Source organism: Streptomyces rectiverticillatus, from assembly GCF_013394065.1.
GTDB lineage: Bacteria > Actinomycetota > Actinomycetes > Streptomycetales > Streptomycetaceae > Streptomyces > Streptomyces rectiverticillatus.
Genome location: NZ_CP040752.1, coordinates 4,341,883 through 4,365,249, shown reverse-complemented (window position 1 = coordinate 4,365,249; position 23,367 = coordinate 4,341,883). Strand labels below are relative to the sequence as shown.

At 70.2% G+C, this 23,367-nt stretch carries 23 protein-coding genes; 12 read left to right on the top strand and 11 right to left on the bottom strand.

Annotated features, from left to right (window positions below; all coding sequences use genetic code 11):
* The first annotated feature begins 165 nt into the window (after nt 1-165).
* Entirely contained in the window at nt 166-681 is a 516-nt protein-coding gene (locus FGW37_RS19100) for an RICIN domain-containing protein (protein ID WP_179082154.1), read from the top strand.
* 152 nt (nt 682-833) lie between these two features.
* Here the strand turns inward: FGW37_RS19100 and FGW37_RS19095 are convergent, their stop codons facing one another.
* Together FGW37_RS19095 and cdgB are read right to left on the bottom strand one after the other, a co-directional pair.
* Nucleotides 834-1,763: a carbohydrate-binding protein gene (locus tag FGW37_RS19095; RefSeq protein WP_179082153.1), complete on the bottom strand. Its 930-nt coding sequence runs from the start codon at nt 1,761-1,763 to the stop codon at nt 834-836.
* 128 nt (nt 1,764-1,891) lie between these two features.
* A complete protein-coding gene (gene cdgB, locus FGW37_RS19090; protein ID WP_179082152.1) occupies nt 1,892-3,712 on the bottom strand; it encodes a diguanylate cyclase CdgB in 1,821 nt (606 codons plus the stop codon).
* Nucleotides 3,713-4,052: 340 nt separating this feature from the next.
* Here cdgB and FGW37_RS19085 point away from each other — a divergent pair, with 340 nt between their 5' ends.
* Nucleotides 4,053-4,604 (top strand): flavin reductase family protein, encoded by a 552-nt coding sequence (locus FGW37_RS19085; protein WP_246430447.1) that lies wholly within the window; start codon nt 4,053-4,055, stop codon nt 4,602-4,604.
* A 27-nt stretch (nt 4,605-4,631) separates the two neighbouring features.
* Here FGW37_RS19085 and arfB read toward each other — a convergent pair whose 3' ends face one another.
* Nucleotides 4,632-5,060 (bottom strand): alternative ribosome rescue aminoacyl-tRNA hydrolase ArfB, encoded by a 429-nt coding sequence (arfB, locus tag FGW37_RS19080; RefSeq protein ID WP_179082150.1) that lies wholly within the window; start codon nt 5,058-5,060, stop codon nt 4,632-4,634.
* 204 nt (nt 5,061-5,264) lie between these two features.
* On the opposite strand from arfB, the gene FGW37_RS19075 reads away from it, so the two are divergent.
* On the top strand, nt 5,265-5,840 hold the full coding sequence (locus FGW37_RS19075; RefSeq protein ID WP_179082149.1) for a TerD family protein: 576 nt from the start codon (nt 5,265-5,267) through the stop codon (nt 5,838-5,840).
* Between the two features lie 105 nt (nt 5,841-5,945).
* On the opposite strand, the gene FGW37_RS19070 is transcribed toward FGW37_RS19075, so the two are convergent.
* A complete protein-coding gene (locus FGW37_RS19070) occupies nt 5,946-6,884 on the bottom strand; it encodes an FG-GAP repeat domain-containing protein (protein WP_218650594.1) in 939 nt (312 codons plus the stop codon).
* Nucleotides 6,885-7,443: 559 nt separating this feature from the next.
* Entirely contained in the window at nt 7,444-7,800 is a 357-nt protein-coding gene (locus FGW37_RS19065; RefSeq protein WP_179082148.1) for a hypothetical protein, read from the bottom strand.
* A gap of 585 nt (nt 7,801-8,385) precedes the next feature.
* Between FGW37_RS19065 and FGW37_RS19060 the strand changes: the two genes are divergently transcribed.
* The gene (locus FGW37_RS19060; RefSeq protein ID WP_179082147.1) at nt 8,386-8,850 is read left to right on the top strand and encodes a 2-thiouracil desulfurase family protein; all 465 of its coding nucleotides are present in this window, start codon (nt 8,386-8,388) and stop codon (nt 8,848-8,850) included.
* Here FGW37_RS19060 and FGW37_RS19055 read toward each other — a convergent pair.
* Complete coding sequence (locus FGW37_RS19055) at nt 8,831-9,040, bottom strand: DUF397 domain-containing protein (protein ID WP_179082146.1); 210 nt, start codon at nt 9,038-9,040, stop codon at nt 8,831-8,833. The two genes, FGW37_RS19060 and FGW37_RS19055, sit on opposite strands and share 20 nt — an antisense overlap.
* Nucleotides 9,030-9,875 carry a helix-turn-helix domain-containing protein gene (locus tag FGW37_RS19050; protein WP_179082145.1) on the bottom strand — a complete coding sequence of 282 codons (846 nt, stop codon included), beginning with the start codon at nt 9,873-9,875 and terminating at the stop codon, nt 9,030-9,032. Before FGW37_RS19050 ends, FGW37_RS19055 begins: the two co-directional genes overlap by 11 nt.
* A 467-nt stretch (nt 9,876-10,342) precedes the next feature.
* On the opposite strand from FGW37_RS19050, the gene FGW37_RS19045 reads away from it, so the two are divergent.
* Both FGW37_RS19045 and FGW37_RS19040 read left to right on the top strand, forming a co-directional pair.
* A complete protein-coding gene (locus tag FGW37_RS19045; protein ID WP_168095827.1) occupies nt 10,343-10,543 on the top strand; it encodes a hypothetical protein in 201 nt (66 codons plus the stop codon).
* 276 nt (nt 10,544-10,819) lie between these two features.
* Nucleotides 10,820-11,041, top strand: coding sequence for an antitoxin (locus tag FGW37_RS19040; protein ID WP_179082144.1), 222 nt, complete (start codon nt 10,820-10,822; stop codon nt 11,039-11,041).
* An 18-nt stretch (nt 11,042-11,059) separates the two neighbouring features.
* Here the strand turns inward: FGW37_RS19040 and FGW37_RS19035 are convergent, their stop codons facing one another.
* Both FGW37_RS19035 and FGW37_RS19030 read right to left on the bottom strand, forming a co-directional pair.
* The gene (locus FGW37_RS19035) at nt 11,060-11,665 is read right to left on the bottom strand and encodes a GNAT family N-acetyltransferase (RefSeq protein ID WP_246430446.1); all 606 of its coding nucleotides are present in this window, start codon (nt 11,663-11,665) and stop codon (nt 11,060-11,062) included.
* 50 nt (nt 11,666-11,715) lie between these two features.
* Nucleotides 11,716-12,309: a GlcG/HbpS family heme-binding protein gene (locus FGW37_RS19030; protein WP_179082143.1), complete on the bottom strand. Its 594-nt coding sequence runs from the start codon at nt 12,307-12,309 to the stop codon at nt 11,716-11,718.
* A 214-nt stretch (nt 12,310-12,523) separates the two neighbouring features.
* Between FGW37_RS19030 and FGW37_RS19025 the strand changes: the two genes are divergently transcribed.
* From FGW37_RS19025 to FGW37_RS19010, 4 genes are all read left to right on the top strand, one after another.
* Nucleotides 12,524-13,678 carry a sensor histidine kinase gene (locus FGW37_RS19025; RefSeq protein WP_179084782.1) on the top strand — a complete coding sequence of 385 codons (1,155 nt, stop codon included), beginning with the start codon at nt 12,524-12,526 and terminating at the stop codon, nt 13,676-13,678.
* Complete coding sequence (locus tag FGW37_RS19020; protein WP_179082142.1) at nt 13,675-14,436, top strand: response regulator; 762 nt, start codon at nt 13,675-13,677, stop codon at nt 14,434-14,436. The genes FGW37_RS19025 and FGW37_RS19020 overlap by 4 nt, the downstream gene beginning before the upstream one ends.
* Before the next feature lie 379 nt (nt 14,437-14,815).
* The gene (locus FGW37_RS19015; RefSeq protein ID WP_246430445.1) at nt 14,816-16,435 is read left to right on the top strand and encodes a M4 family metallopeptidase; all 1,620 of its coding nucleotides are present in this window, start codon (nt 14,816-14,818) and stop codon (nt 16,433-16,435) included.
* A 125-nt stretch (nt 16,436-16,560) separates the two neighbouring features.
* The gene (locus tag FGW37_RS19010) at nt 16,561-17,058 is read left to right on the top strand and encodes a hypothetical protein (protein WP_179082141.1); all 498 of its coding nucleotides are present in this window, start codon (nt 16,561-16,563) and stop codon (nt 17,056-17,058) included.
* A 16-nt stretch (nt 17,059-17,074) separates the two neighbouring features.
* On the opposite strand, the gene FGW37_RS19005 is transcribed toward FGW37_RS19010, so the two are convergent.
* A complete protein-coding gene (locus FGW37_RS19005) occupies nt 17,075-17,767 on the bottom strand; it encodes a pentapeptide repeat-containing protein (RefSeq protein WP_179082140.1) in 693 nt (230 codons plus the stop codon).
* A gap of 338 nt (nt 17,768-18,105) precedes the next feature.
* On the opposite strand from FGW37_RS19005, the gene FGW37_RS19000 reads away from it, so the two are divergent.
* The gene (locus FGW37_RS19000; RefSeq protein WP_179082139.1) at nt 18,106-19,770 is read left to right on the top strand and encodes an MFS transporter; all 1,665 of its coding nucleotides are present in this window, start codon (nt 18,106-18,108) and stop codon (nt 19,768-19,770) included.
* A 24-nt stretch (nt 19,771-19,794) separates the two neighbouring features.
* On the opposite strand, the gene FGW37_RS18995 is transcribed toward FGW37_RS19000, so the two are convergent.
* Entirely contained in the window at nt 19,795-20,940 is a 1,146-nt protein-coding gene (locus FGW37_RS18995) for an aminopeptidase P family protein (protein WP_179082138.1), read from the bottom strand.
* A gap of 216 nt (nt 20,941-21,156) precedes the next feature.
* Between FGW37_RS18995 and FGW37_RS18990 the strand changes: the two genes are divergently transcribed.
* Nucleotides 21,157-23,331, top strand: coding sequence for an MMPL family transporter (locus FGW37_RS18990; RefSeq protein ID WP_179082137.1), 2,175 nt, complete (start codon nt 21,157-21,159; stop codon nt 23,329-23,331).
* Nucleotides 23,332-23,367: the final 36 nt, after the last annotated feature.

The following is a 23,367-nucleotide window of genomic DNA, read 5'->3' as shown; positions in this document are numbered from 1 at the left end:
CCAACTCCTGCCCCTGATTGCACACTCCCTCGCCCGGCCAGGCGTACCAACAAACCGGAATACCTAATTCCCTTTGTCCCCGTCCAGCCATCTATATATGATCTTCACATTGCACATAAACCCTATTCTCCACATAGGGTATTTTCCCTTAGGAAGGCAAACCGAATGAAGGTCAGCTCTAAGCTTTCCCTCGCAGCGGCCTCCGCTGCCGCCATCATCCTCATGACGCCGGGCGTGAGCTTTGCCGACGACATGGGCATCTGGAACAGCGGCAGCGGCAAGTGCTTGGAGATTGACGGTTCCAGCCGGAGCAACGGCGCCCGAGCCCAGCAGTGGTCCTGCAACGGGCAGGCAGGATCCTTCTGGCGCCTCGAATCAGCCGGCAACGGGCTCTACGAAATCGTGAACGAGAACAGCGGGAAATGCCTGGAGGTGGCCGATTCCAGCCGGTTCAACGGTGCCGCCGTCCAGCAGTGGACCTGCGTCGGCAATGACACACAGAAGTGGCAGATCGTGCAGGCCGGAGACCGGAGTGGAAACGTGTTCGTCAATTACAACTCCGGCAAGGTCCTCGAAGTCGAGGATTCAGGCTCCTGGAATGGCGCACGGATTCAGCAGTGGGAGCACTACCCCAGCGTGTCCGGCCAGGTGTGGAACTTCGGACGAAACCCCGGCGCCTGACCCTACGCCTTCAGTTCTCGGCGCTGTCGCTCCGCGCTGACGGCCGTTCAAGGCCGGCTGCGCTAGATTCCTTGCCAGCCCGGCAAGCTGACGACACCCCGGGGCCCTGCCTGGTGTGTTGGCGGTTCACTGCCGCCAACACACCAGCCCCCTTACTGCGGCCTGACCGACAATTGATCGAGGGAGACCTCGCACTTGTTCCCCGACTCACAGGAGAGCTTGATCTTGTTCTTGCCCTTCTTCAGGTCTATGAGGGACCACGTGCTCTTCCAGCCGTAGCCCTTCTTCCAGTCCTCCTCCGACGTGCCGCCGAAGTTGTCCATGCGGATCGACCGGCCAGGCGCGTCATTGGCCGCGACGGTGAGGTTGCCGTCCCTGCCGGGCACGCCGTACGTGACGTCCAGACGGTACTGGCCGGCGGACTTGACCTCGACCTCCCACTCCACGCCGGCGCCCGGTGAGTTCAGGTTCGTGATGTACAGGCCGCCGTCGGACTTGGCGTTGGGGATGTCCTTCGACGTCGTCGCTCCGTTGAGCAACCGCAGGCTCGCCGCGTCCCGCTTCTGCAGGCCGGCCGCCGAAGGGTTCTTCGGCTCGTTCTTCTTGTCAGGGTCTTTGGCCTTGGGCTCGGACGACGGCTTCTCGTCGCCCCCTGAGGCCGCCTGAGTGCTCGTGTCGTCGCTCGTGCCGCTGTTGTTCAGCATCGCCACCGCGATGCCGCCCGCCACCACCGCGACGACGGCTATCGCCGCCACCAGCAGACCGGTCCGCTTCGGGCGGGAGCCGCCGCCGTGGCCGCCGTGACCACCGTGGGACGCCGGCTGGCGCGGGACGCCGCCCGGCAGCGTCTCCGGCGCCGCATAGTGCGGCGCCGGCTGCTGAGCGTGCGGCGGCTGCGGCTGGCGCGGGCCGTACTGGCGTGAGCCGACCGTCCGTACCTGGTTGTACGAAGTGCGGGGGACGCCCGGCTGCGGCGCGGCCGGGGCGTTGTCGTGAGGCCCCTCGCCGCCCTCCGAGCGGTACAGGTGCGCGAACGGGTCGTCGCTCTCCGGCGTACCCGTGCCGTTATTACCGGCCGTCATCCCCTGTCACTCCCAACCTGTGGGCCCATCGCCCACTGGCCAAATCTTTGCGTTCGATTTCACGGTAGGCGGCGGTGCCGCGTTGGCGCAGCCTACCGCGACGCGGCGACACCTCGCGGTGCGTGGCCTCAGCCCGCCCGCCGACCTGCCTTGGCGCGTGACCGTTTTTCGACGTACATGCGCTGGTCGGCGGAGTGGAGCACCTCGTCGGCGGACATGCCGCAGCCTGCCCAGCCGATGCCGAAACTCGCGCCTACCCGGACCGCCCGGCCGTCAACCCTTATCGGCGGGACGATGGCGCTGCGCAGCCGTACGGCGAGATCCTCCGCGTCGGCCTGGGCGAGGCCGTCCGCGAGGACGACGAATTCGTCGCCGCCGAGGCGGGCGACCGTGTCGCCTTCGCGGACGCCGTTGCTGAGCCGGCGGGCGACCTCTATGAGGACGGCGTCGCCCGTGTGGTGCCCGAAGCGGTCGTTGATCGCCTTGAAGCCGTCGAGGTCGCAGAAGAGGACCGCCAGGCCCTTGGTCCCGTCGTCCTCCCCGCCCTCGGGCGGGGCTATGGCGTGAACATGCCCGGGGTAGGCGCCGTCGTGCTCGCCGCAGCCGATCTCGTCGGGGGCGTAGTCCGGCCCGCAGTCCGGCGCGTGCTCGGGGCCGAGCTCGGAGCCGAAGCCGTGCGCGTACGGCCCGGCCTGCCCGGACCCGTACACGCCGCCCCTGGCCATGCCTGTCATCCCGGCGGCGCCCACGCCCGCACCCGCGGCCGCGGCCGCCGCCGCCCCGTCCACGCCCTCCACCTCGGCGAAGCCGTCGAGACAGCCGTAGGGCGCGGCCACGGCGGCCGCGTGGGGCTCGCTGCCGGGCGCGCGGTTGCACAGCCGGCTGCTGAGCCGGGCGCGCAGCTCGGCGCTGTTGGGCAGGCCGGTCAGCGAGTCGTGGCTGGCGCGGTGGGCGAGCTGCAGCTCGTGCCGCTTGCGCTCCTCGATGTCCTCGACATGGGTCAGCAGGAAGCGCGGCCCGTCGGCGGCATCGGCCACGACGGAGTTGCGCAGCGAGACCCACACGTAAGTGCCGTCGCGGCGGGCGAGCCGCAGCTCGGCGCGGCCGCCCTCGGCGGAGGTGCGCAGGAGCGTGCCGATGTCCTCGGGGTGGACGAGGTCGGAGAACGAATAGCGGCGCATCTGGGACGCGGAGCGGCCGAGGAGGCGGCACAGGGCGTCGTTGGTGCGGTGCAGGCGGCCGTGCTGGTCGCCGCCCATCTCGGCGATGGCCATGCCGCTGGGCGCGTACTCGAAGGCCTGGCGGAAGCTTTCCTCACTGGCGCGCAGGGCCTGCTGCTCCCGCTCCAGGCGAACGAGGGCGCGCTGCATGTTGGCCCGCAGGCGGGCGTTGCTGATGGCGATGGCGGCCTGGAAGGCGTACATCTGCAGCGCCTCGCGACCCCAGGCGCCGGGCCGGCGGCCGTTGCGCGGCTTGTCCACGGAGATCACGCCGAGGAGCTCGCCGCCCGCGGTGCCCGCGGTGTACATGGGGGCGAAGAGGCGGTCCATGGGGTGCCACTCGTCCGGGAAGCGGGGCGCCGGGCCCGCGGTGTGCCACTGGGGCACGTCGTCGTTGTCGAGGACCCAGCCCTCGGTGTACGGGATGAAGCGCAGCGAGCCCCACTGGTCGGCCATGGCCAGCCGCCGCTCCCAGGAGACGCGCGAGCCGACCCGCCCGGCCAGCAGCGCTTCGGCGCCGGCGCTGCCGGCGACGGCGGCGACGACGAGGTCACCGTCGGGCCGGACGAGATTGACGGCGGAGAGCTCGTACCCGAGCCCGGTGACGATGCCGTCCGCGACGGTCTGCAAGGTGTCCGCGAGACTTCGCGCCGTGTTCAGGTCGGCCACCACCTGATGCAGCCCTCGCAAGGTGGCCAGGCGGACATACGGCTCCGACTCGGTCTCCATCTTCGCTCTCCCCCGAGACCTCGACAGCAACTCCAGGCTTCTTGTCGTCCGTTTACCACGGCCACTGAATCACAGCGAGCTGACCACTCGGTACACAGGGTCAACAATTACAGCCCTCTGTGACTCATGTCACAATGCGTGATGAGGTCCCGCTACTGGCGGGGTTAGAAGCTCTTATGCTTCGTGAACGCAAATCCGGAACGGTGTGAACACTCATCCGGACGCCTTCCCGAACCGATGCGGACAACTTTCGGAACCGTTCAGGCACCCTTCCGACCTAGGACCCGCCTGGTCCTGCAGCCCGATGCGAGGGCGCTACGGGCGGGCTAGCGTGCACAGCGTGTTGCAGACGACCCCGCCCTACGAGACCGCCATAGCCCATTCTGAAGGGGTGAGCGCCGATGAGTTCCGTGCCGCCCTCGCCCGCCTCGCCGCCGGCGTGGTGCTGGTGACCGCGCACGACCCGGAGCACGGTCCACGCGGCGAGGACGTCGGAATGACGGCGACCGCTTTCCTGTCCGTCTCGCTCGAGCCGCCCCTCGTCATGGTGAGCGTTCGCAACGATTCCCGTATGGACGACCTCCTGGAGCGGCAGCCGCTGTGGGCGGTGTCCGTCCTCTCCGAGAGCCAGCGGCACATCGCCGGACGCTTCGCGATGAAGGGACGGATCAGCGACCGGCTGCTCTTCGAGGACATCCCCTACGCGTCCGGGACGGCGACCGGCGCGCCGCTCGTACGGGGCGCGCTGTCGACGCTGGAGTGCCGGACGGAGCAGCGGGTGACGGCCGGGGACCACACGCTGGTGATCGGCAGGGTGCTCACGGCGACGGCGCCGACGATGGAGAGCGGGCCGCTCATGTACTTCAAGGGGAAGTACCGGCAGCTGGGGTGAGGCGGGCGACCCTGTGCCCAGGCGGCCCTAGGTCCAGTCCTTGCCGGTGCGCCCGCGCTTGGTCTCGGCGCGCTGCTTCTTCTGCCGCAGCCGCCGCTCATTGATGCCGCGCGGGATCTTCGTGGCGCGCCGCGGCCGGGGCGGCGGGGCGCTCGCCTCGGCGAGCAGGGAGGCGAGCCGGACAGCGGCGGTCTCGCGGTTGCGCCACTGCGAGCGGTGCTCCGAGGCGCGCACGACCACGACGCCGCCGACGAGCCGGCCGGCGAGCTTGGCCAGCGCGCGTTCCTTCCAGACCTCGGGCAGCGCTTCCGTGCGGGCGAGGTCGAACCGCAGCTCGACCTGGCTGTCGCTGGTGTTGACGTGCTGGCCGCCGGGGCCGGAGGAACGGGAGAAACGCCACTGAAGCTCGGCCTCCGGCAGGGAGACCGAGCCGCGGATGACGTAGGGGCCGGACATGCCCCCATGATCCCGCGTGGCAGAGGTGGGCGTCACCTCGTTTTGCGCCGCCCTCGACACGCGCGGACATCAGGGATTGGCAAAGAAAGTAAAAGCGGGTGGAACCCTGGGGTCCCCCGAGGACGTTAACAAGGGTGACGGTGACCCGCGGGCCGCGGTGCGCTGCAGAACCGACGCAGACTTGACCAGAAAGGGACAATTCCCATGGCTGTAAGCCTGTCCAAGGGCGGCAACGTCTCCCTCACCAAGGAGGCCCCGGGCCTGACGGCCGTCACGGTCGGCCTCGGCTGGGACGTCCGCACCACCACCGGCACGGACTTCGACCTCGACGCGAGCGCGATCGCCGTGAACCCCACGGGCAAGGTCTACTCCGACGCCCACTTCGTCTTCTTCAACAACAAGTCCACGCCGGACCAGTCGATCGTCCACACCGGTGACAACGTCACGGGCGCCGGCGAGGGCGACGACGAGCAGATCAACGTCAACCTGGCCGCCCTCCCGGCCGACGTCGACAAGATCGTCTTCCCGGTCTCCATCTACGACGCGGTGGCCCGCAGCCAGAACTTCGGCCAGGTCCGCAACGCCTACATCCGCATCGTCAACCAGGCCGGCGGCACCGAGCTTGCCCGCTACGACCTGAGCGAGGACGCCGCCACCGAGACCGCCATGGTCTTCGGCGAGCTCTACCGCAACGGCTCGGAGTGGAAGTTCCGCGCGGTCGGCCAGGGCTACGCCTCGGGCCTGCAGGGCATCGCGCAGGACTTCGGCGTCAACGTCTGAGTTTCGCCGTCGCGGCGAGGGGCCACCCCGTGGTACGGGGTGGCCCCGGCCGCCCGGGCCGACCGGCTTGCGGGCGGCGTGGCCGGTGTAGCCGGTGTGGCCGACTCAGCCGAAGCGCCCGGTCCCGGCCAGTTTCCAGTCCCGGTTGCAGTCGGGGCCGCACCGCCATGACAGGGGCGGGTTGGCGGTCACGTTACGGTTGCCGTCGAGCAACCAGGTACCGACCTCGCCGGTGGTGGTGTTGTGCCACAGGAGGTCCGTCTTACCGTCACTGTTGAAATCCCCAGTGCCGGAAAGCTTCCAATCCCGATTGCAGTCAGGGCCGCACCGCCACGACAGGGGCGGGTTGGCGATCACGTTACGGTTGCCGTCGAGCAACCAGGTACCGACCTCGCCGGTGGTGGTGTTGTGCCACAGCAGATCGGTCTTACCGTCACTGTTGAAATCCCCGGTACCGGCCAGTTTCCAGTCCCGGTTGCAGTCGGGGCCGCACCGCCACGACAGGGGCGGGTTGGCGGTCACATTGCGGTTGCCGTCGAGCAACCAGGTCCCCACCTCGCCAGTGGTGGTGTTGTGCCACAGGAGGTCCGTCTTACCGTCACTGTTGAAATCCCCAGTGCCGGAAAGCTTCCAATCCCGATTGCACTCGGGGCCGCACCGCCACGACAAGGGCGGGTTGGCGATCACGTTACGGTTGCCGTCGAGCAACCAGGTCCCCACCTCGCCAGTGGTGGTGTTGTGCCACAGCAGGTCCGTCTTACCGTCACTGTTGAAATCCCCAGTGCCGGAAAGCTTCCAATCCCGATTGCACTCGGGGCCGCACCGCCACGACAAGGGCGGATTCCCGATCACATTGCGGTTGCTGTCGAGCAACCAGGTCCCCACCTCACCGGTGGTCGTGTTGTGCCACAACACATCGGTGGTGTTCCCGACCGCGCCGGCAGGCGTGCTCGTAGTGACGACGGTGAGGGCCAGCGCGGACAGCCCCGCCGCCGCCAGAGCGCCGAGTCTTCGAAACAGTCCCGTTTCCATGAACGAAGCCATGAACGAACCTCCTCGATGAAGAAGCACCGGATCCACACCGGGCGCGGGAGGCGCACCGGCCGCAGTACCTGCCTGAGGATGGCGCGGACCGGGTCGGGTGGCTAGTGCCGTAACAAGGCGAACACTCCGGGGACCGGCGCCCACCGGCCGATTCCCGTCAGCGGAGGTACGGCGGCTGCGGCGTGAGTGGGGGCTGGGGTCAGAACAGGCTGGCAGCAGGGGGAGGGGTGGGGGGCGGGGGTTTGGTGGTTTGGCTGTGCGGCCGGTGGGCGGTTGGCCGCCGTACTCGCGCCGTCACGGATGCGGCTGCGTGAGGAGACCGGTCCGTCCGTCTCTGGCTGAGGGGGAGCTGGCTGCTGCCGCGATGTGGTGCAGCCCGTCGTGGGCGCTTCGCTCAGCGCGCCACCGTCGTGGCCGGGCGGGCGGCTGTCCCCTGAGTGGGGGTACTTGTGAAAGGAGCCGCCTGCCGTGACAGCTGAGGCACTCAGCCACCACCCCGGGCCACTTATCCGCCGTTTCGTTCCGGCGGGGGGTGGCGTCTATCGCAGACTAGGCCGGCTCATGACCTGAGCTGCTGCACCTGAGGGTCGTAGCAGACAAGGCCCATCGACGAGGCGACTTGCGCCACGTAAGCCGATGCCTCATCGGCCATGCTGTAGCGCATCGGGAAGTAGATCAGCGGACCCTCGGCCTCACCGATCAGCGGCCCGGTGGACCACGGAGAGACATCGTCCTCGTCCTCTGCGAGGTCAGGCCACCGCTCCAGAAGCACGGCCACGTACTCGGCTATGCGATCGGTCGGGGGATGCTTCACACCGGTGTGCATGTAGCGGTTGCACAGGTCGTGGAACATCTCCCCAGCCGCGGTGTCATCTGCGGGACGACGCCCCTCCCAGACAGCAAGGTCGTAGCTCATGCCTGCGAGGCTGCCGCACGCCACTGACACTCATAGGGGGCAGCGCTCACAAACCGTGAGCAGTGTGGACACCAACGGCGTCTTATCCGCCGTGGCAGCGGACCAGTGAACGCTCCTGAGACGGCAGGTCCCTGCCGGGACTACTGAGGCGTTCGGCTGCCAACCCAGGCCACTTACCCGCCGAGCTACGGCCCCGGGCCGAGGCGGGTGAGGCAACTGGGCTCTGGTGGGCTGCTGAGGCGCGCGGGCGCCATCCCGGGCCACTTATCCGCCCGCTGCTACCGGCCAGGCCGGTTGATTTCTGTCCACAAACGGCCGCCACCCCCACTAATCTGCAGCCGGACGAGCAACCACCACGTACGCGAGCTGAGCGAAGCGCCCCCACCGGGCCCAGACACATCGCGGCAGCTGCCAGCTCCCCCTCAGCCACGGACGGAGGGACCGGTCTCCTTACGCGCGTGCATCCATGACGGCGCGAGTACGGCGGCCAACCGCCCACCGGCCGCACAGCTCGCCCACCGAACCCCCGCCCCCCACCCCTCCCCCCGCTGCCAGCCTGTTCTGACCCGCGCCTACGCTGCCGGAGTGGAAGCAATCCTGGTCAGCGCATGCCTGCGCGGGGTGCCGTGCCGTTTTGACGGGCGCCACAAGGCGTCGCCGGAGGTGGAGGAGGCCCTGGCCGACCGCCGAGTGGTCTCCTTCTGCCCTGAGGTCGCGGGCGGGCTCGCGACCCCGCGGCCGCCCGCGGAACTCGTGGGCGGCGACGGGCACGACGTCCTCGACGGGGCGGCGCGGGTCGTCGAGGACACCGGGCGTGACGTGACCGCGGAGTTCGTGGACGGAGCACGGCGCGCACTCGCGGCCGCCCAGCACGCGGGCTGCACGGAGGCCCTGCTGATGCCGCGCAGCCCGTCATGCGGGCGGGGGGCGGTGTACGACGGCTCTTTCACCGGGGCTTTGGTGCCGGGCGACGGCGTCACAGCCGCGTTGTTCGAGCGGAACGGGATCCGGGTACGGCCCGCGCCCGGGACTACGCCTTCAGGCGGTTGATGAATGCGCTCCAGGCGGCGGCCTCGAAGGCGACCACCGGACCGTTGGGAGTTTTGGAGTCCCGGACCGGGACTATGCCGGGGGTGTCGTCGGAGACTTCGAGGCAGCTGCCTCCGCCGGTACCGTCCCCCCCATTGCTGTAGCTGCTCTTTCGCCAGACTGCCCGTCCGAGGTCGTGGTTACTGCGCATCTGCAAGTTCCTCCATCACGGATTCGATCAGAGAGAGGGACGCTTCCGGCGACAGTGCAGCAGCCCTGACTTGATCGTAGAGGAGCTCGCACCGGGCCACTGCGGCCGGATCGTCCAGCAAGCAGCCATTCGTGGGACCTTCGTTGTACGCCACCGGCGGCGCGTCTTCGAAGGTCATGAGGGTAAGCATTGAGCTCAGAGCCGAGGCACCCGCGGCGTATGGCAGCACTTGCACGATGGCCCGCCTTCGTCGCGCGAGTGCGGCCGCGTGGCCGAGCTGTTCGTGCATCACCGCGGCGCCACCGATCATTCGACGGATGACACTCTCGTCCAGGACCACCCACAGCAAGGGGCTTGTCGGGTGTTCGACGATGCGCTGTCGGCTCATCCGGGCAGCGACCCAGGATTCGATCTTCTCTTCCGGCACGAGAGGGAAGCTGCCCAGGAATACCGCACGGGCGTAAGCCGCTGTCTGCATCAGCCCGGGAACGAACATCGCTTCGTAGTGCAAGATGCTGGTCGCCAGCCCCTCCAGGTAGGCGGCCTCCGCAAAGAAGTTGGCATATGGCGAACTACTGATCAGCTCCTCGCACATGCGCCGGAAGAGCCCATCCGTCCCCAGCTCCGCATCAATCCGCGCCGCAATGTCCGGCTGCGGCTTGCGGATTCCCGTCTCGAACTGGCCGATGTACGCGCCCGAGCAGAACACCCGCCTGCCCAGCTCCTGCTGCGTCATTCCGGCCGCCTCGCGCCGCCGCTTCAGCTCGGTCCCGAAGAAGCCCCAACCGAACTTCGACTGCCCGCCGTACCGCGCCGCACCCTCACCCCTGGCCACAGGTTAACTCCCTTGTCCTACCTATGCGTTGTAGGGCGTCACCCCCTTCTGAGCCTAGCCCCGCCGCGCGACGCTGAGCACACCCTCAGTAAGAGGCGACACGAGAGGCACCCGCAGTGACGGAAATGAACACGGCCGCGCCCCGCGAAACGACGGACCTGACGGGCGCGTGCGATCACTGTGCGCGGCTCAACCAGGAGCGGCACCAAGCCGAGCTCCGAGGCGACCGTTCCGCCGCCGTGGACGCGCTCGTCCTTCTGCGGCGACACTGGCGGGCCGCGCACCGGACGGGCGGCTGACAGGGGCCTCAACCTGGGTAGAACCAAGGGGAAGCGGCCCGCCATACCACACAGCCGACCGGTTGCGCACGCTCCGTAACCAGGGACTGAGCAGCGGAGTTGGGGTTCACCGGGGCGGGTACGTAGTTACCCAAGGAGGGGCACCCGTGGAGACAGGACACACGCACCATGGACGACGGCGACTCACTCGAACGCATTCTCGCCGCAGTGATCGGCGACCGGGACCGCGAGCCCGAGCTGTGCCCGGAGTGCGGGCGGCCGCTGCGGGTGATCGTCGTGGCGGAGAACCCCGGGGACGCCACGTCGCCGGCGATCGTGCGAGGGGTCTGCCCCGCGTGCCCCAAGGGGCTGGGCGCCGCGGCCCCCTGAAGCACCTGGCGCTGGCCTGCCCCAACTGCCAGAACATGATGCAGCAGATGGGCAACGGCGTGTACAAGTGCTGGAGCTGCGGGTACACGAGCACCGGTTGAGTCCGGACCGGCTCCGCCGGGCGGCGCGCGGCCCCTCCACCCGGTCCGGCGGACCGCGGACCCGTGCGCCGTCCGGTGGCCCCTGCGCGCCGCCCGGCGCGGGGCGCGGCGAGGATGCGGGCCGGGTGAATTGCGGAGATGCTGGTTGCGTCAGCGTTCCGTGAGGAGGACGGCCATGTCCATGCTCGACAAGCTCAAGGGTCTGCTCAAGGGCCACGAGGACACCGCTCGGCAGGGTGTCGAGAAGGCGGGCGACGCGTTCGACGCCAAGACCCAGAACAAGTACCAGAGCCAGGTCGACACCGCCCAGCAGAAGCTCAACGAGCAGCTGGGGACACAGGAGCGGCGGCCCGGTGACGAGCGGCGACCTGGGGACGAGCGCCCGCCGGCCCCGTAATCCGGATCACTGATCCGGTCACCACAGCCGGTCGACGTCGCCCGGGTAGAGCCCGATGCGGCTCCTCTCGAAGGCGGCCGCATCACGCTGCGCCCGTGCCGTGAAGAACGCGGCCATGGTGACCTTGTCGAAGCCCGGCTGATCGCTGGGGAACGGGTCCTGCGGCGTGCCGCCGATCAGGACGGTGCCGGGCAGGGCGGTCCAGCCGGCGCTCTCGTAGAAGCCCTGCAGGGGGCTGTCGCACGTGAACAGTCCCACGTCCACGGCGCCGCCGTCGGCGATCAGCTCGCGGGCGGCGGCCACCAGCCGCCGCCCGTATCGCTTGCCGCGGTGTGCCGCGTCCGTGACGACCGCGCTCAGGCCCGAGGCCCGGTAGCTCCGGCCCTCGTGGATGATCTCCTTGGACAGGATGTCCAGCGCGGCGCGTACGCCACCGTCCGGGGCGAGGAGCAGTACGGCCACGGGGCGCAGGGCCGGGTCGTGGGGGCCGCCGCCGGGCCAGGCCTGTTCCTGCAGCGCCTCGATCTGCGTACGCAGCTCCGGCGGGAGCTCCGGCTCCGCCATCGTGACGATCCGCAGGTGTCCCATGGATCCGATCCGGTCCATGCGTCCTACGTGTCCCACGCGCCCCTCCCCCATTCGGCCCCACCCCTCGTGAGCCGAGGTTTCGCAGGCTAGCCCAGCGCCGCCGCGCCCGCGTTCGCGAACTTCTCGTCGAGGTCGCCGCTCGGCGCGCCCGCGACGCCGATGCCGGCGACCGGCGCGCCCTTGACCTGGACCGGCGTGCCGCCCGGCAGGAACAGGGTGCCGGGGATGTCCTTGAGGTTCGGGGCGCTCTGGAGGCGCTTGACGAGCTCCGAGGTGGGGGCGTTCCAGGAGACGGCCGTGAAGCCCTTCCGTACGGCCGACTCGTAGGACTGCGGGCCCGCGCCGTCGCCGCGCAGCGTCACCAGCGTGTTGCCGTTGCGGTCGACGACCGCGACGGACACCTTCTGGCCCTCCTTCTTCGCGGCGGCCAGCGCGGCCTGGGCGGCGCGCGTGGCGGCGTCCACCGACAGGTGCGACGACTCGGTCACGCCGTTGCCGGCCACGGACACCGGAGCCCGGCGCTCCGCCGCGGGCGAGGCCGTCGCCGTGACCGCTCCGAACGTACCGGCCGCGACGACGGCGGCCCCGGCCGCACCCACGAGCACACGGCTCCGGACGGAGAGCTTCCCGAGCGCGTACTTCGCAGACTTCGCGGGCTTCGCAGACTTCGCAGAGTTCATTTTCGGCTCCTCAACAGGCCAGTGGTTTGCCCGTGGCCTCCTTGGTTTCCTTGCGCTCTCCATCCTTCGGGCCGTCCGCGCCGCGGACATCGGCGTCCCGGCTGCCCGCCGGGTCAACCGATCGGCTGATGCGGCGGCCCTCCGCACCGGTTAGGAACAGGGAGTGACCTTTACTGACGATGACGAACCCGGCGCCCGCCGCCTCGCCCTCGTCATGCACGCCGCCTTCTTCCTGCTCCTCTCCGCCTCCTTCGCCCGCTTCCTGATCCGGCACCCCGGCGAGCCCCGCACGCCGTGGATCGTCGCCCTCAGCGTGCTGCTCGCCCTGCTCTACGTGCTGCCCTACGCCCTGCCGCGCGCCCTGAGCCCGGTCCTCGCGACCCGTCCGCCGCGGCAGCTCCTCTGGCTGGCCGCCGTCGTCGCGACGTGGGTCGTGCTCGTCGTCCTCGCGCCGAGCTTCGCGTGGTGTTCCGTCCCCCTGCTCTATACGGGCCTGCGCACGCTCCCCACGCGCGCCGCCCTCCTCCTGGTCACCTTCCTCACCGGCCTGGTCGTCGTGGCACAGCTCCGGCTCTCCCACGGCTTCGACCCCACCCTCGTGCTCGCCCCGCCCGCCGTGGCCGCCGTCGCCACGGCGGTCTTCGTCCACACGCAGCGGCAGACGGACCGGCAGCGCGCCCTGATCGAGGACCTGGTCCGTACGCGCCGCGAACTGGCGGCCACCGAGCGGCGCGAGGGCGCCCTCGCCGAGCGGCAGCGGCTGTCGATGGAGATCCACGACACCCTGGCCCAGGGCCTGTCCAGTCAGCGGATGCTGCTGCAGGCCGCGGACCGCACCTGGGAGTCGGACCCGCAGGCGGCGCGCCGGCACGTACGGACCGCCGCGGACGTCGCGGCCCGCGGCCTGGCCGAAACCCGGCGGTTCGTCGACGACCTGGCGCCGCCGCAGTTCGACGGCGGGGCGCGGCTGGAGGACGCGCTGCGGGCGCTGGCGGCCTCCGGAACGGCGGAGGGGACCGGGGCCCCGGTGCTCTTCCACGTCGACGGCGTGCCGGTTCCGCTGCCGGACGGCGTGCGGGCCGCGCTGCTCCGCATCGCCCAGGGCGCCCTGGCGAACGTGCGCGAGCACGCCGGTGCCGCCACGGCCGCGCTCACCCTGAGCTACCTGGGCGACCAGGTCGTCCTCGACGTCGCGGACGACGGCCGGGGGTTCGCGCCGGGTGCGCCGCCCGGGCCGGCCGGCGGGCGCGGCCACGGGCTGCCCGCGATGCGGGCCCGGGTGCGGCAGCTCGGCGGCTCCCTGACCATCGAGTCGGCGCCCGGCGAGGGCACCGTCGTCTCCGCCTGCATCCCCCTGGAGCCTCAGTGACCGACCCCGGCCCCGTCGACCCCGACCCCCGCGACCCCGGCCGGCCCGGCCGGCCCATCCGCATCCTGCTCTGCGACGACCACGCCGTCGTACGGGCCGGGCTGCTCGCCCTGCTCTCCAGCGCGCCCGGCATCGAGGTCGTCGGCGAGGCGGGCGGCGGTGAGGAGGCGGTCGTGCTGGCCGCCCGGCTGCGGCCCGACGTCGTCCTGATGGACCTTCAGCTGGGGCCCGGCATGGACGGGATCGAGGCCACGCGGCGCATCGTGGCCGACGCCGCTGCCGGTGCCGGTGCGGGGGGCGGCTCCGGTTCCGGTTCCGGCGGCGGTTCCGGCAGCGATTCCGGTTCCGGTTCCGGCGGCGGCCCGTACGTCCTCGTCCTCACCACTTATGACACGGACGCCGACATCACCCGGGCCATCGACGCCGGAGCGACGGGGTACCTGCTGAAGGCCGAGCGTCCGGAGGAGCTGTTCTCGGCCATCAGGGCGGCCGCCGAAGGCCGTACGGCGCTGTCGCCGCCCGTCGCGGGCCGCGTCATGGCGCGGATGCGCGGCTCGGTGCGGCCGGCGCTCACCGACCGCGAGCGGGACATCCTGGGGCAGCTCGCCCGCGGGCTGGGCAACCGGGAGATCGCACGCGCCCTGTTCATCAGCGAGGCGACCGTGAAGACTCATCTGGGGCGGATCTACGACAAGTTGGGTGTGGACACCCGGTCCGGCGCCGTCGCCGTGGCGAAAGAACAGCGTCTTTTGCCGTGACTTCACACCGCCTTGATGCCGGCGGCCCTAGCCTGACCGCGCCGGCCTCGTAGCGGAAGCGGTACCACCGCCTCAGCCCCGGCGGATTGCATGCAATCTCATCCGATCGCATGCAATCACTGTCCTCGCACTGAGATGCGACCGGTTTCAAGTCCGGACCAGCCCTGCGCAGTTCACCGCATAGCGGAACAGAACAACCGCCTTTCGGAGAACGACAGATCAAATCCTTGTTGCGCCCCTGTCAATGTCGCTCAGAGGATGGCACTCTCTCCTCAATCCACTCATGCACCACTCCTGCACCACCGGGCAGCCGTAATCCGTGCTGCCTGAACCCCCCTCAAAGGGACGTGACTTCACGGCCCGCACATAGGAGACAGAGTTGAGAAGCGTCACCTCCACCTCCCGCAAGAACACCCTGCGCGCCGCCGCGCTCGTCGCCTCCGCCGCCATGGTCGTCGTGGCCGTGCAGACCGGCTCCGCGAGCGCCACCGCCGACAAGGCGAGCGAGGCTTCGCCCCTCGCCGTGTCCGCAGGGCAGCGGGTCGCCGCGATCAAGGACGCACAGTCCGCGGCCCCCTCCACCGCCGCGAAGATCGGCCTCGGCGGCAAGGAGAAGCTCGTCGTCCGTGACGTGATCAAGGACGCGAACGGCACGGTCCACACCCGCTACGAGCGCACCTTCGACGGTCTGCCGGTGCTCGGCGGCGACCTCGTCGTGCACGAGGCGAAGAGCGGCTCGCGCAGCGTCGACAAGGCGACCGACGCCGAGATATCCGTGCCCAGCACCACCCCCGCCCAGGCCCCGGCCGCCGCGAAGAAGAGCGCCCTCAGCGCCGCCGCGGAGGAGAAGACCGACAAGGCCGGTGCCGAGCGGGCGCCGCGCAAGGTCGTCTGGGCGGCCTCCGGCAAGCCCGTCCTGGCCTACGAGACCGTGGTCACCGGCGTCCAGAAGGACGGCACGCCCAGCAAGCTGCACGTGATCACCGACGCCAACACCGGCAAGAAGCTCTTCCAGCGCGAGGCCATCGAGACCGGCTCGGGCACCAGCACCTACAGCGGCACCGTCCCGCTGACCACCACCAAGGGCGGCTCGGGCTACCAGCTGGTCGACGGCGAGCGCGGCGGCCACAAGACCTACAACCTGGCCCAGGGCACCGACGGCACCGGCGACCTGTTCACCAACTCCACCGACAGCTGGGGCGCCGGGGACCAGAAGGCGGCCGTCGACGCGCACTACGGCGCGGCCGTGACCTGGGACTTCTACAAGAACGTGCTCGGCCGCAGCGGCATCAAGAACGACGGCGTCGCCGCCTACTCGCGCGTCCACTACGGCGACAACTACGTCAACGCCTTCTGGGACGACGACTGCTTCTGCATGACCTACGGCGACGGTGAGGGCAACAAGAACCCGCTGACCTCGCTCGACGTGGCCGCGCACGAGATGAGCCACGGCGTCACCTCCGCCACGGCCGGCCTGGTCTACAGCGGCGAGTCCGGCGGCCTCAACGAGGCCACCTCGGACATCTTCGGCACCGCCGCCGAGTTCTACGCCAACAACGCCACCGACAAGGGCGACTACCTCATCGGCGAGGCCATCAACATCCGTGGCGACGGCTCCCCGCTGCGCTACATGGACAAGCCCAGCAAAGACGGCGCGTCCAAGGACTACTGGTCCTCCTCGCTCGGCCGCCTGGACGTCCACTACTCCTCGGGCCCGGCCAACCACTTCTTCTACCTGCTGTCCGAGGGCAGCGGCTCGAAGACGATCAACGGCGTGACGTACAACAGCCCGACCTACAACAACTCCAAGGTTGCGGGCATCGGCCGGGACAAGGCCACCAAGATCTGGTACAAGGCCCTGACCACGTACTTCACCTCGACCACCAACTACAAGGCGGCCCGCACCGGCACCCTGAAGGCCACCGCGGACCTCTACGGCTCCTCCAGCGCGGAGTACAAGGCGGTCGCCGCCGCCTGGACCGCGATCAACGTGAAGTAACGTGAAGTAACGTGAAGTAAGGCCCCGAGCCCGGGTGCCCCGCCGCCGACGCGGGGCACCCGGGCTCGCCGCGTCCCCTCGCACGCGTTTACGCATCCGCCCCGCGGCCGTGACACCATCGAAGCGTGATCGACCTCGGCTACTCGCTCTCGCGCCGCTTCCCCGACCCTCCGCAGACGGACTACCGCACGGCAGACGTGCGCGCCCTCCGGCACGACCTGTTCTGCGGGGACGTCTACATCGCGGACGTGAAGAAGGACCGCGAGCTGTCCACAGCCTGGGGATGGGTGCCGGTGCTCGACTTCGCGTGGGCGCTGTGCGACATCATGGAGCAGATCGACCGCGACCCGCGGGGCAGGCGCTCGGCGACCACCCAGTTCGCCGAGCTGGACTTCACCGAATCCACCGACTGCATGCTCTTCGAGCGGCGCTTCGGCTGGGTCGAGGTCTCCGCCGACTGGATGCCGGCCGACGAGCCCCCGCTCACCTTCGACCACCGCGCCCTGCGCCGCGAGGCCCGCGACTTCCTGCACGACCTGATCGCGGACCTGTGCGACATGCACGAGGGCCTCGCCGACAACCCGGCGATCTGGGACCTGCAGAGCCGCTTCCCGCGCGTGTAGCCGGCCGGCCACGGCTTCATCCCTCCGCAGCCTCCACCCGTACGCCCATCCGGGCCGCGAAAGCCGGAGCAAGATCCAGGAGTTGGGACGGGCTGATCACCGCTCCCGACAGGTGCTCGATACCGCGGGCGATGTCGATCTCCGCCGCCGCCCGCAGATCCACGTCCGCCATCCGGGCCCCTGAGAAGTCGGCACGGCGCAGCGCACAGCCGTGGAAGGCGACGCGCCCCAGCCGGGCCCCGCCGAAGTCGACCTCGGAGAGGACGACGCCTTCGAAGGTGACGTCCTTCAGCTCCGCCCCGCGCAGATTCAGATAGTCGATCTTTCCGCCGCGGACGACGACCCGCTCCAGCGCCGCGCCGTGCAGCTGGGCCCCGCCGAGCCGGGCGTCCCGGATCTCCACGTCCCGCAGGCCCGCCTTCGACAGGTTGGTGCCCACGCCGCGGATCCCGTCCAGCACGCAGTCCGTAAAGCGCGCGGCGACCAGCTCCGTCTCGTCCAGCACGCAGGCGTACAGGCCGCAGTCCAGGAAGCGGGCGCCTATCCCCGACTGCCCCGCGAAGTCGGCATCCGTGAACGCGAGGCCGTCGTAATCCCCTTCGGGCTCCAGCTCCGCGCCGTCGTACGGCCGCAGCTCGGGCAGCCGCACCTCCGGGACCCTTACCGCGGGGCGCTTCGCAGCGGTCCGCTTCCTGCCGTGCTTCGTCATGCCGACCACCGTGACACACGCCACTGACAACGCCCCCGACGGCGCCCGCACCCAGCCTTGACCTCAACCATGCCTGAGGTTGAAAACTCACCTACGAGCGCACCGAGGACCCCGTCCCGGGCCCGTAGGGGACGACTCGTGCCGTAGGGACGAGGGGTGGCGGGGCGGCGGAGGCCGGGGGGACGGCCCCGTCCCGACAGGCGCCCGTCACCCGGCAGGCCTACGCTGGATGGCGGATTCTGCGCGCCACACGCACTACGCGCGCACTACGCGCGCACTACGTGCACCCCGCGCGCAGCACGCGCACCGCGCACGCCACGGCCGCGAGAGCAGGTCCCATGAGTTCCACGAATGAGGGCCCCATACCCCCCGGAACCCCCGCCACCGCCACCTCCGCATCCACCTCCGCATCCGGATCCGCACCCGACCCCCGCCGCTGGTGGGGCCTGGTCGTCATCGCCGTCGCGCAGCTGATGGTCGTCCTCGACGCCACCATCGTGAACATCGCCCTGCCGTCCGCACAGCGCGACCTCCACATGTCGGACGGCAACCGGCAATGGGTGATCACCGCCTACACCCTGGCCTTCGGCGGACTCCTCCTGCTCGGCGGCCGCGTCGCCGACCTCGTCGGCCGCAAGCTGACCTTCATGACCGGCCTCGTCGGCTTCGCCGCAGCGTCCGCCCTCGGCGGCGCCGCCCACACCTCCGGCCTGCTGTTCGTCGCCCGCGCCCTCCAGGGCGCCTTCGGCGCGCTCCTGGCCCCCTCCGCGCTCTCCCTGCTCACCACCACCTTCACCGACGGCAAGGAACGCGCGAAGGCCTTCGGTGTCTACGGCGCCATCGCCGGCGGCGGCGCCGCGATCGGCCTCATCGCCGGCGGCCTGCTGACCGAATACCTCGACTGGCGCTGGTGCCTCTACGTGAACGTGCCCATCGCCCTGATCGCCCTGCTCGGCGCCCTGGCCTTCCTCCACGACGACCGGCGCCGCCGCGGGGAGCGCCCCCGCCTGGACATCCCCGGGGTCGTCCTGGGCTGCGGCGGCCTCGTCGCCGTCGTCTACGGCTGCAGCGAGGCCCAGCCGCGCGGCTGGAACGACCCGCTCGTCCTCGGGCTGCTGTGCGGCGGCGCGGCGCTCCTGGGCGCCTTCACGTGGTGGCAGGGCCGCACCCGGCACCCGCTGCTCCCCCTGCACGTCGTCCGCGACCGCAACCGCGCCGGGGCCTTCCTGGTGATGGGCCTGGCCGTCATCGCCATGTTCGGCATGTTCCTGTTCATGACCTACTACCTGCAGGTCGTCCTCGGCTACTCCCCCGTGCGGACCGGCTCGGCCTTCCTCCCGCTGACCGCGGCCATCATCCTCGGCTCCACCCAGATCTCCGCCCGCCTCATGACCCACGTGCCCCCGCGCACCCTGATGGTGCCCGGCACGCTCCTCGCCGCCGGCGGGCTGTTCCTGCTGACCTTCCTGCCCGTCGAGCCCGCGTACGTCAGCCACGTCCTGCCCGCCGAGCTCCTCGTCGGCCTCGGCATGGGCCTGGTCTTCATGCCCGTCATGGCCACGGCCACCGCCGGAGTCGCCGCGCACGACGCCGGCGTCACCTCCGCCACGGTCAACACCGCTCAGCAGGTGGGCGGCTCCATCGGCACCGCCCTCCTCAACACCATCGCCACGTCCGCCGGCACCGGCTACATCACCACGCACCTGAAGACGGCAGCCGCCGGCGGAGTCCTCACCCCCGCCGTCCGGGCCGGCGTCGTGAAGACCGGAATCGTCCACGGCTTCCAGGTCGCCATCGCCTGGGGCTCGGGCATCATGCTCCTCGCCGGCGTCACCGGCTGGTTCCTGGTCACCGCCCGGGCCCCCAAACATGCGAGCCCTCTGGGCGGCATCGAAGCGACCGCCGTCACCGCCGGTGCCGCCCCCGCCGAAACCCGGGCGGCCGCCGAAGCCGAGGAACGGCACCACATGCGCCCACCCGAACCCGGAGAGGACCCCTGGTAAGCCGCGGTGTACGCAAGGGCCTTTTCAGGCCACCACGCGCATCCCGTGCGACGTATTGTTCAGCCGCCGGCCGCCCGAGTCCGTGCACACCACAATGTCCTCGATGCGCACCCCGAAACGGCCCGGAAGATAAATCCCCGGCTCGACCGAGAAACACATCCCCGGCACCAGCGGCAGGTGTTCGCCCTCCACCAGGTACGGCGGCTCGTGCGTCGTCACCCCGATCCCGTGGCCCGTACGGTGAATGAAGTATTCCCCGTAGCCCGCGCCACGGATGACCTGCCGCGCCACCCGGTCGATCTCCTGGCACGCCACACCGGGGCGCACCGCCTCGAACGCCGCCTGCTGCGCCTCGCGCACCACGTCGTGCACCTTGCGCTCCTCGGCCGTGGGCTCGCCCACGTGCACCGTGCGCGTGGTGTCCGAGCCGTAACCGTCCTTCAGGCCACCGAAGTCCATGACGACCATGTCGCCGTCCTCGATGACCCGGTCGCCCGCGTCGTGGTGCGGATTCGCACCGTTGGGACCCGAGCCGACAATCGTGAAATCCACCTGGCTGTGGCCGTGTTCGCGCAGCAGCCGCGCCAGGTCCGCCGCCACCTCGCACTCACGCCGCCCCGCGAACCGCAGCCCCACGACCTGCTCGTACGCCGCGTCCGCCGCCGCGCCCGCAGCCGCCAGCCGCTCCACCTCGTAGGCGTCCTTCACCGCCCGCAGCATCGGCATGACCTCGGTGAACGCCCCGTACGACACGCCCGGGCAGACGCGTTGGAGCGCCAGGACGTGCAGGGCCCACGCGTTGTCCGAGACGCCGTAGCGGCCCTTGGGGTCGAGCAGCGGGGCCAGCGCCGCGTACGGATCCTGGCCGTCGCTCCAGCCGGTGACGGACAAGGACGGGGCGGCCGGGGCCCGTTCGGCGTCCGGGCGCTCCAGGGCCGGCACCAGCAGCCGCGGCCGGGTGCCCGGCGCGATCAGCAGCGCGGTCAACCGCTCGGTCACAGGCGGGTGGTAGCCCGTCAGCCAGTCCAAGTCCGGGCCCGGTGTGACGATCAGACCGGCCAGACCGGAGTCTGCGGCCGCCACGGCGGCACGCTCCAGGCGGGCGGCGTAGGCGGGCCCGCCCTTCGGTCCGCCGGGCGGGGTGGGGGCGGAGGCGGCAGCATCGCTCATGGGGGCAGAGTAATCCGGACGAAGGCGGTCGGCGATGTGATTCTCTACCTCACGGGTGATGCCCCCTCATCCGGCCGGATGAGGGATACCCCGACCCAGGGCCGATTTCTCCCCGATTCCATTGTGGGGAAATTCAGGGATGTCTAGCGTGTTCATGCCTGTAGTTCACACCTGCAGCCTCCTGCTGCAGTTCATGCTCGCCTAGCTAGGAGCACCATGTTCCGACGAGTCGGGCGGTTCGCCGTCCACCGACCTTGGCTCACCATCGCCGGCTGGATCATCGCCGCAGTGGCCCTCAGCCTGCTGGCCCCCGGGCTGAAGTCCACGACCGATGAAACGGAATTCCTTCCTTCACATTATGAATCCGTACAGGCGGGCAAGCTCCAGGAAAAGGCCTTCCCCAAAACCGAACAGCCCTCCGCCATCGTCGTCTTCCAGCGCTCCGACGGCGGGAAGCTCACCGCCGCCGACCGCGCCGACGTCGCCAAGGTGACCGGCGGGCTGCACGACAAGCACCGCAAGGGCATCGCCCGCGTCGAGACCAGCCCCCAGGCCGTCTCCCCCAACGGTGAGATCGCCCTGGCCAACGTCATCGCCACCAACAAGAACGCGCAGGACCAGACCACCCTGCCCAACGCCGTCAAGGACCTCCGTCAGGACGCCAAGGGCCTGCTGGACGGCACCCACTTGAAGGCCGGCTTCACCGGCCAGGCGGCCACCAACCTGGACGCCCAGGAGTCCTCCGGCGACACCGACTCGATGATCATGTCGGCCACGCTCCTCCTGATCATCATCCTGCTGCTGGTCATCTTCCGCAGCCCGCTGATAGCGCTGATGCCCGTCCTCATCATCGCCCTCGTCTTCGCCGTCGCCCTCGGCCTCATCGGCACCGCCGCCGAACTCGGCGGGCTCAAGGCGGACACCTCCATCTCCGCCATACTCATCGTCGTCCTCTTCGGCGTCGGCACCGACTACATCCTCTTCCTCCTCTTCCGCTACCGCGAAGAGCTGCGCGACGGACGGCAGCCCAAGGAGGCCCTCACCAACGCCGTCGCCCGCGTCGGCGAAACCATCGCCTCCGCCGCAGGCGCCGTCATCGTCGCCTTCCTCGCCCTCCTCCTGTCCACCATGGGCATGATGCGGGCGATGGGCCCCTCGCTCGCCATCGCCGTCGGCGTGACCCTCGTCGCCGCGCTCACCCTCGTGCCGGCCGTCTTCTCCCTCCTCGGCACCAAGGCCTTCTGGCCCTCCAAGGCCTGGAAGAAGCGCTCCCGCAGCCGCCTCTCCGACGGCCTCGGCGCGCTCGTCGCCCGCCGCCCCGCCGCCATCGCCGTGCTCTCCGCCGCGGTCCTGGCCGTCCTCGCCGTCGGCGCCGTCAGCTTCAAGGCCGAATTCGACACCGACAGCCAGCTGCCGCAGAAGCTCGAATCCGTCCAGGCGATGAAGGACCTGCAGCGCGGCTTCTCCGCCGGGCAGTCCGACCCCGCCATGGTCTACGTCGAGTCCCGCAGCGGCACCCTCGACAAGGGCGCCCTCGGCACGTACAAGAAGGAGCTCGCCGGCGTCGACGGCGTCGGCGCGGTCTCCGACCCCGTCGTCAACCCCGACGGCACCGTCGCCCAGTACAGCGTCGTCCTCAAGTACCGCCCCACCGAGGACAAGGCCATCGACCTCGCCGACGGCGCCCTGCGCGACACCGCCCACAAGGCCGCGCCCGACGGCAGCAAGGCCTACGTCGGCGGCACCTCCGCCGTCCTCGCCGACGTGGAGAAGGCCGTCAGCCACGACTACAAGCTCGTCTTCCCCATCGCCGGACTCGCGATCATGATCATCCTGGGCCTGCTGCTCCGCAGCATCGTCGCCCCGATCTACCTGATGATCTCCGTCGCCCTGGGCTTCGGCGCCACGCTCGGCTCCACGGTCTGGCTCTTCCAGGACCTCCAGCACAAGAACGGCCTGCTGTTCATGCTGCCGGTCATCGTCTACCTCTTCGTCGTCGCCATCGGCACCGACTACAACATCCTCATGGTCGCCCGGCTGCGCGAGGAGGTACGGCGCGGCGTCCCCGCCCGCGAGGCGATCCACACCGCCGTCGCCCGCTCGGCACCCACCATCGCCTCCGCCGCGATCATCCTCGCCGGCACCTTCGGCGTCCTCCTGCTGGCCGACAACTCCATGCTCCAGCAGATGGGCTTCGCGGTCGCCTTCGGCATCCTGCTCACGGCCTTCGTGATGGCCATGCTCCTCGTCCCGACCGTCACGTCCCTCCTGGGCCACAAGGCCTGGTGGCCCGGCCACCAGGACGCCCCCCGCCCGGATCCCCTGGCCGAGGCCGGCCCGGACGCGGGGGTGGGCCGCCACCGCGGCGCGGGCGAGGAGGTACGGAGCTGAGGCGCCCGGCCCGCACACGCCCCTGACAGCACGAAA